The 12767-nt window shown below is 47.4% G+C and carries 11 protein-coding genes; 9 read left to right on the forward strand and 2 right to left on the reverse strand.

Annotated features, from left to right (window positions below):
- Positions 1-6: 6 nt before the first annotated feature.
- Positions 7-1860, reverse strand: a complete 1854-nt coding sequence (gene yidC, locus NQ510_RS13890; RefSeq protein ID WP_005829159.1) for a membrane protein insertase YidC — start codon at positions 1858-1860, stop codon at positions 7-9.
- Positions 1861-1891: 31 nt separating this feature from the next.
- Positions 1892-3511, reverse strand: a complete 1620-nt coding sequence (locus NQ510_RS13895; protein WP_005829157.1) for a CTP synthase — start codon at positions 3509-3511, stop codon at positions 1892-1894.
- A 270-nt stretch (positions 3512-3781) separates the two neighbouring features.
- On the opposite strand from NQ510_RS13895, the gene NQ510_RS13900 reads away from it, so the two are divergent.
- From NQ510_RS13900 to galE, 9 genes are all read left to right on the forward strand, one after another.
- Positions 3782-5221 (forward strand): DUF3078 domain-containing protein, encoded by a 1440-nt coding sequence (locus tag NQ510_RS13900; protein ID WP_005829153.1) that lies wholly within the window; start codon positions 3782-3784, stop codon positions 5219-5221.
- Between the two features lie 230 nt (positions 5222-5451).
- Entirely contained in the window at positions 5452-5871 is a 420-nt protein-coding gene (locus tag NQ510_RS13905; protein ID WP_005829149.1) for a SoxR reducing system RseC family protein, read from the forward strand.
- 37 nt (positions 5872-5908) lie between these two features.
- The gene (locus NQ510_RS13910; RefSeq protein ID WP_005829147.1) at positions 5909-6811 is read left to right on the forward strand and encodes a Fe-S cluster domain-containing protein; all 903 of its coding nucleotides are present in this window, start codon (positions 5909-5911) and stop codon (positions 6809-6811) included.
- A gap of 60 nt (positions 6812-6871) precedes the next feature.
- On the forward strand, positions 6872-8209 hold the full coding sequence (gene rsxC / locus NQ510_RS13915; protein WP_005829145.1) for an electron transport complex subunit RsxC: 1338 nt from the start codon (positions 6872-6874) through the stop codon (positions 8207-8209).
- A 6-nt stretch (positions 8210-8215) separates the two neighbouring features.
- The gene (locus NQ510_RS13920) at positions 8216-9208 is read left to right on the forward strand and encodes an RnfABCDGE type electron transport complex subunit D (protein WP_005829143.1); all 993 of its coding nucleotides are present in this window, start codon (positions 8216-8218) and stop codon (positions 9206-9208) included.
- On the forward strand, positions 9205-9870 hold the full coding sequence (locus NQ510_RS13925; protein ID WP_005829140.1) for an RnfABCDGE type electron transport complex subunit G: 666 nt from the start codon (positions 9205-9207) through the stop codon (positions 9868-9870). The genes NQ510_RS13920 and NQ510_RS13925 overlap by 4 nt, the downstream gene beginning before the upstream one ends.
- Positions 9871-9886: 16 nt before the next feature.
- Positions 9887-10471 (forward strand): electron transport complex subunit RsxE, encoded by a 585-nt coding sequence (gene rsxE / locus NQ510_RS13930; protein WP_005829138.1) that lies wholly within the window; start codon positions 9887-9889, stop codon positions 10469-10471.
- Between the two features lie 93 nt (positions 10472-10564).
- Positions 10565-11143, forward strand: a complete 579-nt coding sequence (gene rsxA, locus NQ510_RS13935) for an electron transport complex subunit RsxA (protein ID WP_008663551.1) — start codon at positions 10565-10567, stop codon at positions 11141-11143.
- Positions 11144-11274: 131 nt separating this feature from the next.
- Positions 11275-12309, forward strand: a complete 1035-nt coding sequence (gene galE, locus NQ510_RS13940) for a UDP-glucose 4-epimerase GalE (RefSeq protein ID WP_005829134.1) — start codon at positions 11275-11277, stop codon at positions 12307-12309.
- The last annotated feature ends 458 nt before the right edge of the window (positions 12310-12767 follow it).

Consider the following 12767-nt stretch of genomic DNA (forward strand, 5'->3'; position numbering starts at 1 on the left):
GTCTTACTACTTTTTGTTCTGTTTTTCTTTCATCATCTGTTCCTGCTGTTTCTGCATGGCTTCCAGACGAGCGGCGAAACCGGTTTTCTTCATCTTCTTCGGGTCTTTCTTGTTGGCTTCCAACTGAGCAAGAAGGGCTTCCTCATTGGTTGTCTTGCGCATGATGAGCGTTGTTACCACACTGACTAACGTAGAGATGAAGTAGTAATAGTTCAATCCCGAAGGATAGTCGTTCAATATGAAGAGGAACATGATAGGCATCAGGTATGACATCCACTTCATGGCAGCCATCTGCGGATTGGCACCCGTATCCTGTTGCTGCATCATGTACTTCGTGTTCAATATGTTGGTAACCGTCATCAGCAGGCAGAACAAGCTGAGGTGGCTTCCCAGGAACGGGATATGGAACGGGAAGTTGATGAACGCATCGTAAGTGGAAAGATCGTCTGCCCACAAGAAGCTCTGCTGGCGGAGTTCAATGGCACTCGGCACGAACATGAACAAGGCCATCAAGATAGGGAACTGTATCAGCATCGGCAGACATCCACCCATCGGACTGACTCCGTACTGGCTGTAGAGGCCCATCACTTCCTGCTGCTTCTTCATGGCATCTTCCTGCTTGGGGTACTTCTTGTTTATCTCGTCGATTTTCGGTTTCAGTACGCGCATCTTGGCAGAAGACATGTAGGTCTTCCACGTAGCCGGGAATACCACAGCTTTTACGATTAACGTCATGAACAACAGTACGATACCCATGCTCAACCCCCAACTGGACAACCAGTCGAAGATGTTGATGGTGAACCATTTGTTTATCCAGCGGATGAGCGGCCAGCCCAGATAGACCAGACGGTTCAGCTCCCACTTCTCGTCACGCCCCTTGTCGAGTGCGGTCAGGGTCTTGTAGTGATTGGGGCCGAAGTAGAAGAACAGCTGGGTAGGTTCCTTGCCGGCAGGGTCGAACTTCGTGCTCATCTCCGCAGAATAGTCCTTAATGTAGCCGCTGCCTTGAGTCTCCATCTTGGAACTCAGTTTGGTCTTTTCAAAGTCGGCATCTGCCAAAAATACTGAAGAGAAGAACTGGTTCTTGAAAGCAATCCAGTCCAGGCGTTCCGGAACTTCCTTTTCGTCGTTCTTGTTGGCGGACAGATAATCGGTACCCTCTCCGGTGATTTTGTAAGTCAGTTCAGCCAGACGGTTCTCGTAGGTGTAACCCTTCTCTATCTGACGGGCACGCTGAGACCACTCGATGTCCACATAATTGTTGGTAGCCGCCAGCTTACCTTCCATATTGACTGCTTGAATAGTAAAGTCTATCAGGTATGTGTCATTGTGCATGCGATATGTAAAGTCGATATAGCTGTTGCTGTCTGCCGACAAACGCATGGTGACGGTACTGTCCGTACGGTTTACTGCGGTGAAATAATAGTCTTCCGTCTGGATAGTCTCTTTCTTGTTGTAAAAGAGGAAATTCATGGAAGCGTCATTGCCGCTGAACAGTGTGACGGGGGTCGTCTTGTCTTGTCCCATGTATTCCTTCAGCGTGGCCGAAGCTATGCGCCCGCCTTTTGTATCTACGGTTATTTCTGCCAGGTTGTTCTGGATGGTTACCTGCGAGTTGGTTCCTTGACGGGCGTCGAAGAAGAGGGCAGTGGAGTCAACGCTTGCTTCCGCTCCGCTTTCGTTGGCCAGGGCTGCTTCCGCCTTGGCTTTCAAGTCGGCTTCGCGCTGTTGCACCTGGGCTATGGAGTCGTAGTAACGTTGCTGTGCTTCCAACTGCTCCTGGCTGGGACGGCTCAGAAAGCTGAAACCTACTAACAATATCGCTATCAGAACAAGACCTGTGATGGTATTTTTATCCATTCTTTGTTGATTACAAATTACTTATTACAAATTATTTCTTTTCGTTTTCATTTTCGATGGCGGCCTTCACGAATGCTACGAACAGTGGGTGCGGATGCAATACCGTACTGCTGTATTCGGGATGGAACTGGGTACCGACAAACCACTTCAATGCGGGTATTTCGACAATTTCTACCAGGTCCGATTCGGGGTTTATACCCACACACTTCATGCCTGCTGCTTCGTAGGCCTCCTTGAAGCTGTTGTTGAACTCGTAGCGGTGACGGTGACGCTCCTGGATATGCTCGGTACCGTATGCCTCGTATGCCTTGCTGCCTTTCTGCAGAACACATTCATAGGCACCCAGACGCATGGTTCCACCCATATTGGTGATGGACTTCTGCTCTTCCATGATGTCGATGACATTGTGCGGTGTCTTTTCGTCCATCTCACGTGAGTTGGCATCGGCATAACCCAGTACGTTACGGGCAAATTCGATGGCGATACACTGCATACCCAGACAGATACCGAAGGTGGGGATGTCGTGCGTACGCGCATATTTGATGGCTACGAACTTGCCGGCAACGCCGCGTTCGCCGAAGCCTGGACCGATAAGTACGCCTGCCATGCCTTTCAGGGCTTCTGCCACATTCTCGTCAGTCAGCTTTTCACTGTTCACGAAGTCTACCGATACCTTGCGGTCATTGTAGGTTCCTGCTTGTGAAAGGGCCTCGCGGATGGACTTGTAGGCATCCTGCAAGTCATATTTGCCCACCAATGCGATGTGCAGCGGGGCAGTCTCTTCGGCTTTGTGACGGCGTTCGAGGAAAGCGCGCCACGGTCCCAGTCCCGGAGTGTCGCCGACGGGAAGTCCCATTTTCTTCAAAATGGTAACGTCCAGTCCCTGGCTCTGCATCAAGATGGGCACCTCGTAGATGGTAGGCGCGTCGATGCTCTGCACCACGGCATTTTCGTCCACATTGCAGAACAGAGCCACTTTCTTGCGCAGGGTGGTACTCAACTCGTGTTCCGTACGCAGTACGAGGACATCAGGTTGGATACCGGCACTTTGCAGTTCCTTTACGGAGTGCTGGGTGGGCTTGGTCTTCAGTTCACCGGCAGCAGCCAGGTAGGGGACATAAGTAAGGTGTACGCACAAGGCGTCTTTCCCCAGTTCCCACTTCAGCTGACGGATGCTTTCCAGATAGGGCAGAGACTCGATGTCACCCACTGTACCGCCAATCTCGGTAATAACAAAGTCGAATTTGTATTTGTTTCCCAGCAGTTTTACATTACGCTTGATTTCGTCTGTAATATGGGGAATAACCTGGATGGTCTTTCCCAGATAGTCACCCCGGCGCTCTTTGTCGATGACGCTTTTGTAGATGCGTCCGGTCGTGATATTGTTGGCCTTGGTGGTCTGGATGCCCAGGAAGCGTTCGTAATGGCCCAAATCGAGGTCGGCTTCGTGGCCATCCACGGTAACGTAGCATTCGCCGTGTTCATAAGGGTTCAGTGTACCCGGGTCGATGTTGATGTACGGGTCAAACTTCTGGATGGTTACCTTGTAACCTCTTGCTTGCAGCAATTTACCGATGGAGGATGAGATGATACCTTTACCTAATGAAGAGGCAACACCACCGGTGACGAAAATATACTTTGTTTCTCCCACAACTATATTATTTTATTAATTGTTTAATCTAATGCCAAGAGCCTATACGGCTTGTCGTTCAGGGTGCGCACTGCTCCCGTCAGTACACGTAGAACTTAAAAAGCGCAAAATTATAAAAAAAAGAGGAAGTAGAGAAAGTTTCGATGAAACAATTATTAAAAAATACGATTTCATCGAAGAAAGTCCTTCTTGCCTTTTTCTTATGGCTTTTCTATGTTTTCTAAACATTTTAAGCTAAATTTGCGCTCGAAACATAGACTTTAGGGCATTATGAAGAATAGACACATTGCATTTTGGTTAATTGCTACGATGATTTCTTCGTCGGTGATGGCACAGAATACGCTGGATACCGCCTCGAAGAACAGTGGACAGGAAACAACTGCCAAAGCCGACACCTTGCCGGATATAATGAAAGAATACATGATTCTGAAATTGAAACCGGAAGGTATGGGGTACAGGCTGGATACTGTTTCCATATTATATGAAAGGTATATCGGAGTGCTGGATTATTTGAATGACCCCACGACTCCGGAGCGTTATATACCTTCCAATCCGAACTACTATAGGTTGTTCCTTCCCCTTACCTATTATTATGCCCCCATGAGACGCCTTTCCAAGGTGGACTGGCATTTCCAGGTGCCTGATACGGTGCCTGCCCTGACGCGCGAGATGTTGCCGTTCGACACACTGAGTTTCACCTCAAAGGACCGAGCCAACAAACTGGTGGACCGTACGCTGCTGAACACGTATGTGAATTGTCCCAATCTGGTTGTAATGACCGAGAAGGAGGTGATGAAAGGGAAGATATTCAAGGATAATATAGAGAAGGAGGTTTCTTCCAAGCCGTCCGTCGTGAAACTGTTTGCACAAGAGAATATGGTGGGAGTGAAGGAGGAAGCCGACGTAATTATCCACAAGCCCAACTGGTGGGTGACCGGTGGAAACGGTTCGTTGCAGATTACACAGAACTATATCTCCGACAACTGGTACAAGGGAGGCGAGAGCACTAACGCCGTGCTTGCCAACCTGCAATTGTTTGCCAACTATAATGACCGTGAGAAGGTGCAGTGGGAAAATCTGCTCGATGCCAAGCTAGGCTTCAGCTCGGCACCTTCCGACGAGTTTCATAACTATCTGGTAAGTACCGACCAACTCCGGCTGTACAGTAAACTGGGTATTCAGGCTGCATCCAAGTGGTATTATACCATCACGACTGAGTTTAAGACCCAGTTCTGCAATGGCTACAAGGCCAACAGTGAAGAGCTGGTTTCCGCTTTCTTTGCTCCGGCAGATTGGTCGAGCAGTATCGGTATGGACTACAAGTTGAAAAAGCAGAAATTCAGCTTGTCCGTTTTCATAGCTCCGCTGACGTACATGCTGCGCTATGTGGGGAATAAGGGTGTGAATGAAGTGAGTTTCGGTCTTGAGGAGGGCAAGTGCGTGAAGCATAACTTCGGTTCGCAGATACAGCCTACACTTTCGTGGACCATCATTCCTTCCATTACGCTGGATTCCCGCCTAGACTTCCAGACCAGTTATGAGTGGACACGTATCGAATGGGAAAACACGGTGAACTTTGTGCTGAACCGCTATCTTTCCACCAAGCTTTATGTGCACGCCCGCTATGACGACAGTGCCAAGCCGACGGAAGGGGACAGCTATTTTCAGGTAAAAGAATTGCTCAGTTTCGGTATCAATTATAAATGGTAAATAAACAAATGGTCTGTTCGGAGTGAACAGATTATCTGTTTTGGTTAGTCAGACGGTCTGTTTTTCCTTGACAGACCGTCTGTTTTTTGTCTTTTTGTAGTCTGTGGCAGGTGAAAAAACATAAAAACATAGAAAAAGCACGTTTACGAACACAGAAAATGCATAGGAAAGGTTTGCAGTTCACAAATAATGCGTAAATTTGCCGCGATTTGTAATGCACACTTTGCAAAATGGCGAATACTATAAAACATCAAGGTATTGTGGAAAACATAAACGGTTCTCATCTCCAAGTGAGAATCATCCAGACTTCAGCGTGCGCTTCGTGTAGTGTCAAGGGACATTGTACCTCTGCGGATACGAAAGAGAAACTTGTCGATGTGGCCGATGCCAATGCCGCATCCTACCAGCCCGGCGACCGTGTATGGGTGACGGGCGAACTTTCAATGGGAGTGATGGCAGTTCTGTTTGCCTTTATATTTCCTTTCCTTATTCTGATAATCTCACTATTTGTCTTTATGGCTATCTGGAATGACGAGCTGCGTTCCGCGCTTTGTTCGCTAGCACTTCTTGTACCTTATTATTATATATTGTGGCTGAACAAGTTGCGGATGGGTAAGAAGTTCTCATTCTCCGTACGACCGATGAACTAACTAATAATAAAACAAATAATTAATAAACAACTAATTTATGAATGTAATTCTGATTGCAGTGATTTCATTGGGAGTTATAGCGCTGGTATCGGCCGCTATTCTTTACGTGGCTTCCAAGAAATTCGCCGTGTATGAAGATCCGCGGATTGCCCAGGTAGCAGAGGTGCTTCCCCAGGCAAATTGCGGTGGATGTGGTTACCCCGGTTGTAGCGGATTTGCAGATGCTTGCGTAAAGGCAGGTTCGCTGGATGGTAAACTTTGTCCGGTGGGTGGACAGCCCGTCATGACAAAGATTGCCGAGATTCTGGGCTTGGATGCCGCTGCTGCCGAACCTATGGTTGCGGTGGTGAGATGTAATGGAACTTGTGCCAACCGTCCTCGTGTGAACCAATACGATGGCGCCAAGAGTTGTGCCATTGCGGCTTCTCTCTATGGTGGTGAAACGGGTTGTAGTTATGGCTGTCTGGGATGCGGCGACTGTGTGGCTGCCTGCCAGTTCGATGCTATCCACATGAATCCGGAGACCGGACTTCCCGAAGTGGATGAGGAAAAGTGTACGGCTTGTGGAGCTTGTGCCAAGGCTTGTCCGAAATCTATTATTGAAATCCGTCCTCAAGGCAAGAAATCACGTCGTATTTACGTACAGTGTGTAAACAAGGACAAGGGGGCCGTAGCACGCAAGGCTTGTACCGTGGCATGTATCGGTTGCGGCAAGTGTGTGAAGGTTTGTCCGTTCGAGGCTATCACGCTGGAAAACAATCTGGCTTACATTGACCCCAATAAGTGTAAATCCTGTCGCAAGTGCGAGGAAGCTTGTCCGCAAAACACAATCATTGCCCTCAACTTCCCGCCGCGCAAACCGAAGGCTGACGATGCAGCTCCCCAAGTAAAGGTTGCAGCTCCTAAAGCTGAGGTTGAGACTCCCAAAGCAGAGGTTTAGACTTCCCAAGTTGAGGTATGAATTAATAAAGTAAATAAACGACTAAAAATACAGAATTGTATGTTGAAGACATTTTCAATTGGTGGAGTCCATCCACACGAAAATAAACTTTCAGCACATCAGCCTATCATCAAGGCAGAGATTCCGGCCAAGGCCGCTATCTTGCTGGGACAGCACATCGGTGCTCCTGCCAAGCCTATCGTTGCCAAAGGTGATGTTGTGAAAGTGGGTACAAAGATTGCCGAGCCCGGCGGTTTTGTATCAGCAGCCATTCATTCGTCTGTCAGCGGGAAAGTCGCTAAGATTGACACGATTGTCGATGCCAGCGGTTACGCCAAGCCTGCTATATTCATTGACGTAGAAGGGGATGAATGGGAAGAATCCATTGACCGTTCCGAAACGTTGGTGAAGGAATGCAGTCTGACTTCCGAGGAAATCGTGAAGAAAATCGCCGACGCCGGTATCGTAGGTCTGGGCGGTGCATGCTTTCCTACGCAGGTCAAGTTGTGCCCTCCTCCTGCATTCAAGGCAGAGTGTGTCATCATCAACGCCGTAGAGTGCGAGCCGTATCTGACTGCCGACCATCAGCTGATGCTGGAACATGCGGAAGAAATTATGGTAGGTGTATCCATTCTGATGAAGGCGGTAAAGGTGAACAAGGCATTCATCGGCATTGAGAACAATAAGCCCGATGCCATCCAGCTGATGACGAAGGTTGCTTCCAGCTATGCAGGTATCGAGGTGGTACCCTTGAAGGTACAATATCCGCAGGGTGGTGAAAAGCAGTTGATTGATGCTGTCATCAGTCGCCAGGTTGCAGCCGGTGCGTTGCCTATCTCCACGGGAGCTGTGGTGCAGAATGTGGGTACCGCATTTGCCGTTTACCAGGCCGTACAGAAGAACAAACCTCTGTTTGAGCGTGTCATTACCGTGACTGGTAAGTCGTTGGCAAAGCCGTCCAATTTCCTGGCACGTATCGGTACGCCGATGAAGCAGCTGATTGAAGCTTGCGGCGGTCTGCCCGAAGATACGGGTAAGATTATCGGCGGTGGCCCGATGATGGGTAAAGCTCTGGTAAATACGGATGTACCGACAGCCAAAGGAAGCTCCGGTATTCTGATTATGAACGAGAAGGAAGCCAAGCGCGGCGAAGTACAGCCTTGTATCCGTTGTGCTAAGTGCGTGGGAGCCTGCCCGATGGGGTTGGAGCCGTATCTGCTGGCTACCGTTTCGGCCCACGGAGATTTTGAAAGAGTAGAGAAAGAAGACATTATGTCGTGTATAGAATGCGGTTCATGCCAGTTCACTTGTCCTTCCAACCGTCCGATGCTGGATTATATCCGCTTGGGTAAGGGTAAGGTAGGAGCGATGATCCGTGCACGTCAAGCTAAAAAATAACGAAGTATGAATAAATTAATCGTATCCCTTTCGCCCCACGTTCACGGCGGTGACAGCGTGAAGAAGAATATGTACGGTGTGCTTATCGCATTGATTCCGGCATTCCTCGTTTCGCTTTACTTTTTCGGACTGGGTGCGCTGATTGTTACGGCCACTTCCGTAGCAGCCTGCTTGTTCTTTGAATGGGCCATCGGCAAATTCCTCATGAAAAAAGAGACCACAACCATCACCGACGGCTCTGCCATCATTACCGGTGTGTTGCTGGCCTTTAACCTGCCTTCCAACCTGCCCATCTGGATTATCATCCTTGGTGCCTTGTTTGCCATCGGGGTAGGCAAGATGTCCTTCGGAGGTTTGGGTTGCAATCCCTTTAACCCTGCACTGGCAGGACGTGTATTCCTGTTGCTTTCATTCCCCGTGCAGATGACGACATGGCCGGCTGTAGGCCAGTTGACAGCCTATACGGATGCCACGACGGCTGCTACGCCGCTGGCTATTATGAAAGGTGTCATCAATGGTGCTCCGGGCATGTCCCTGAGCGACCTTCCGGGAGCTTTCGACCTTCTGATAGGTAATAATGGAGGATGTCTCGGTGAGGTGAGTGCCTTGGCGCTGCTGCTTGGTTTGTTCTACATGTTGTGGAAGAAAATCATCACCTGGCACATTCCGGTATCTATTCTGGTGACGGTATTCGTGTTCTCCGGTATCATGTATCTGGTCAATCCGGAACTTTATGTATCCCCGGTCGTACAGTTGTTGTCCGGTGGTCTGATGCTGGGTGCTGTCTTTATGGCTACGGACTACGTGACTTCTCCGATGAGCCACAAAGGTATGCTGATTTATGGTGTTTGCATCGGCCTACTGACTGTCATCATCCGTCTGTTCGGTGCATATCCGGAGGGTATGTCGTTTGCCATTCTGATTATGAATGCGTTCACTCCGCTCATCAACACCTATGTTAAACCTAAACGCTTTGGGGAGGTAGCGAAGAAGAAATGAAAAAGTTAGAATCATCCTTGAAGAATATGTTGCTGGTACTTACGGGCGTTACCGCAATCTCCGTAGCGTTGCTGGCTTATGTAAACGAATTGACGAAGGAGCCCATTGCGCAGGCCAATGCAAAGACCTTGAGCGATGCCGTAAGTGCGGTGGTTCCGGGCTTCGACAATGACCCCATTGCCGAGAAGAAGATGCAGGAAGTAAACGGAGTACAGTATTCTGTATATCCTGCCACCAAAGGTGGAGAATATATCGGAGCTGCTGTGGAAGCTGTTGCCATGGGTTTTGGCGGTGAGCTGAAAGTGTTGGTCGGTTTCGATGCTGAAGGCAAAATCATCGACTACTCCTTGTTGTCGCATGTGGAAACTCCGGGGTTGGGTTCCAAGGCTGCCGACTGGTTCAAGAAAGGCAATAAAGGTGACATCACCGGCATGAATCCGGGTGAAGCTGCATTGACAGTGAGCAAGGACGGTGGTAAAGTAGATGCCATTACAGCGTCTACCATCACCTCACGTGCTTTTTTGAATGCAGTGAATGCGGCTTATGCTGCCTATGCCGGTCAGGAAACTGCCGACGGCACTACCGGCGCTACTCAAAAGAATGTTGAACAACCTGCTGATTCCGCAGCTCCCGAAGCTGTGGATACACTCAGCGCTAAATAAGAAAGGAGTAGAAGATATGAATAATTTTAAAGTTATGATGAACGGGATTATCAAAGAGAATCCTACGTTTGTACTCCTGCTGGGTATGTGTCCTACACTGGGTACCACTTCCTCTGCCATTAACGGTATGGGTATGGGACTGGCTACAATGTTCGTGCTGATATGTTCCAATGTGGTGATTTCTGCCATCAAGAATCTGATTCCCGATATGGTGCGTATCCCTTCATTCATTGTAGTCATAGCATCATTTGTGACACTGTTGCAGATGATAATGCAAGCTTACGTTCCTGCATTGTACGCCACACTGGGCCTGTTCATTCCGCTGATTGTTGTAAACTGTATCGTATTGGGACGTGCCGAGGCATTTGCTGCCAAAAACAATCCGGTGGCTTCCTTGTTCGACGGTCTGGGCATGGGCTTGGGCTTTACCATTGCACTGACATTACTGGGTGCCGTGCGTGAGTTCCTGGGAACCGGCAAGATATTCAACTTGAGTATCCTTCCCGAAGAATACGGCATGTTGGTATTTGTCCTTGCTCCGGGTGCATTCATTGCATTGGGCTATCTCATTGCTTTAATCAACAGTATGAAGAAGAATTAATAATGAAAAATTAAAAATGAAAAAATTGAGAACGTATCGGCGGTAAGCTGCCGGGCTTTTAATTTTTAGTTTTTAATTCTTAATTTAATGATTATGGAATATATATTGATATTTATCTCGGCAATCTTTGTAAACAACATCGTATTGTCGCAATTCTTGGGAATTTGCCCGTTCTTGGGAGTTTCCAAGAAAGTGGAGACTGCATTGGGCATGTCGGCAGCGGTGGCATTCGTGCTCACCATCGCCACTATCGTGACATTCCTTATTCAGAAGTATGTGCTCGACGCTTTTGATTTGGGCTATTTGCAGACTATTACCTTTATCCTGGTGATTGCCGCATTGGTGCAGATGGTAGAGATTATCCTGAAGAAAGTTTCTCCTTCTCTGTATCAGGCCTTGGGCGTGTTCCTGCCGTTGATTACTACCAACTGCTGTATTCTCGGTGTGGCTATCCTTGTTATCCAAAAAGATTATGATTTGCTGACGGGAGTGGTTTATGCATTCTCCACGGCACTTGGTTTCGGCTTGGCACTGACACTGTTTGCAGGCCTGCGCGAGCAAATGAGCCTGGTTAGTGTACCGAAAGGTATGCAGGGTACTCCGATAGCTTTGATTACTGCCGGACTGCTGGCAATGGCATTCATGGGCTTTTCGGGGGTTGTGAAGATTTAAAGAAGAAAAAACGGAAATAAAGTGGAAGGGGGATAAACTAAAATTTATCCCCCTTTTTCTGTTTTTATTAATTTATTTCCTTACATTTGTGGCGTATTGATAACCTAAAAGCTAAATTATCTATATTTAATATGAAAGGGAAAATCTTAGTTACGGGTGGAACCGGTTATATTGGTTCTCACACGGTGGTGGAACTTCAAAACGCAGGTTATGAAGTTGTTATTATTGATAATTTGTCAAACTCCAGCGCAGATGTTGTAGATAACATAGAGAAGGTATCGGGCATCCGCCCTGCATTCGAGGAATTGGATTGCTTGGATTATGCCGGTCTTGACGCTGTGTTTACCAAATATAAAGGCATTAAAGCCATCATTCACTTTGCGGCCAGCAAGGCTGTGGGTGAATCTGTCCAGAAACCATTGCTTTACTATCGTAATAACCTGGTTTCACTGATAAACCTGCTGGAATTGATGCCGAAGCATGGAGTGGAAGGTATCGTATTCTCTTCTTCCTGCACAGTTTACGGCCAGCCGGACGAACTTCCGGTAACGGAAAAGGCACCTATTAAGAAAGCTGAGTCTCCGTATGGAAACACGAAGCAAATCAATGAAGAGATTGTACGTGATACGGTTGCTTCCGGTGCTCCGATAAACGCCATCTTGTTGCGTTACTTCAACCCGATAGGTGCACACCCCACAGCATTGTTGGGAGAGTTGCCTAACGGTGTACCGCAGAACTTGATTCCTTATCTTACCCAGACCGCTATCGGCATCCGTGAGAAACTGAGCGTGTTTGGTGACGATTATGATACTCCCGACGGTTCTTGTATCCGCGACTTCATCAATGTAGTCGATTTGGCCAAAGCACACGTAGTGGCTATCCACCGTATCTTGGAGAACAAGCAGAAGGAAAAAGTGGAAGTATTCAATATCGGTACAGGTCGTGGACTTTCCGTATTGGAACTGATTAATGCTTTCGAAAAGGCTACCGGTGTAAAACTGAACTATCAGATAGTAGGTCGGCGTGCCGGTGATATTGAGAAGGTATGGGCAAACCCGGAATTGGCAAACAATGAACTGGGTTGGAAGGCAGAAACAAGTATTGAAGATACTTTACTTTCTGCATGGAAATGGCAGTTGAAGCTTCGTGAAAGAGGTATTCAATGACAAACTTTGAATTTGTGTTTTTTAACAAATAGGCAATAAACAAATGCCTCCCCGCATTTGTTTATAATGTGCAAATCAGCCTGAAGCTGTTTATGTATATGTGAATATCCGTAACTAGTACGTATGCCTCCCCGGCATAGACAGGTAAGATTGCATAGTAGTTTTGTCGTGTTTTATTTTGTGTTTGTGTTGTGAATAAGCCTTGTCTCTCGACAAGGCTTATTTTTTGTATATTATATACAGAATCTCTGTTGTCAATTCAGTGTTTTTTCATAAGATGGGTAGGCAATTCCTTTTTCTTACTAATTGTTAACTGACGTTATCATGTCTGTAACAATTTGTTCCAATTGTAGTATTAATCGTTCAAAATAGTCTTTTTTGTTCAAAAAATGCTATACACGGTAACAACTACATGCAAATTGTTTATACATTTGCGTTGTTGTTTATGTAACTATTGG

Origin of the sequence: Bacteroides uniformis, from assembly GCF_025147485.1 — a bacterium.
GTDB classification, from domain to species: domain Bacteria; phylum Bacteroidota; class Bacteroidia; order Bacteroidales; family Bacteroidaceae; genus Bacteroides; species Bacteroides uniformis.

Bases quoted from the DNA above. Each gene is read 5' to 3' on its own strand.
- rsxA (WP_008663551.1), top strand. From the start codon at position 10,565: ATGGAATATATATTGATATTTATCTCGGCAATCTTTGTAAACAACATC.
- rsxE (WP_005829138.1), top strand. From the start codon at position 9,887: ATGAATAATTTTAAAGTTATGATGAACGGGATTATCAAAGAGAATCCT.
- NQ510_RS13925 (WP_005829140.1), top strand. From the start codon at position 9,205: ATGAAAAAGTTAGAATCATCCTTGAAGAATATGTTGCTGGTACTTACG.
- NQ510_RS13910 (WP_005829147.1), top strand. From the start codon at position 5,909: ATGAATGTAATTCTGATTGCAGTGATTTCATTGGGAGTTATAGCGCTG.
- yidC (WP_005829159.1), bottom strand. From the start codon at position 1,860: ATGGATAAAAATACCATCACAGGTCTTGTTCTGATAGCGATATTGTTA.
- NQ510_RS13900 (WP_005829153.1), top strand. From the start codon at position 3,782: ATGAAGAATAGACACATTGCATTTTGGTTAATTGCTACGATGATTTCT.
- NQ510_RS13920 (WP_005829143.1), top strand. From the start codon at position 8,216: ATGAATAAATTAATCGTATCCCTTTCGCCCCACGTTCACGGCGGTGAC.
- NQ510_RS13905 (WP_005829149.1), top strand. From the start codon at position 5,452: ATGGCGAATACTATAAAACATCAAGGTATTGTGGAAAACATAAACGGT.
- rsxC (WP_005829145.1), top strand. From the start codon at position 6,872: ATGTTGAAGACATTTTCAATTGGTGGAGTCCATCCACACGAAAATAAA.
- galE (WP_005829134.1), top strand. From the start codon at position 11,275: ATGAAAGGGAAAATCTTAGTTACGGGTGGAACCGGTTATATTGGTTCT.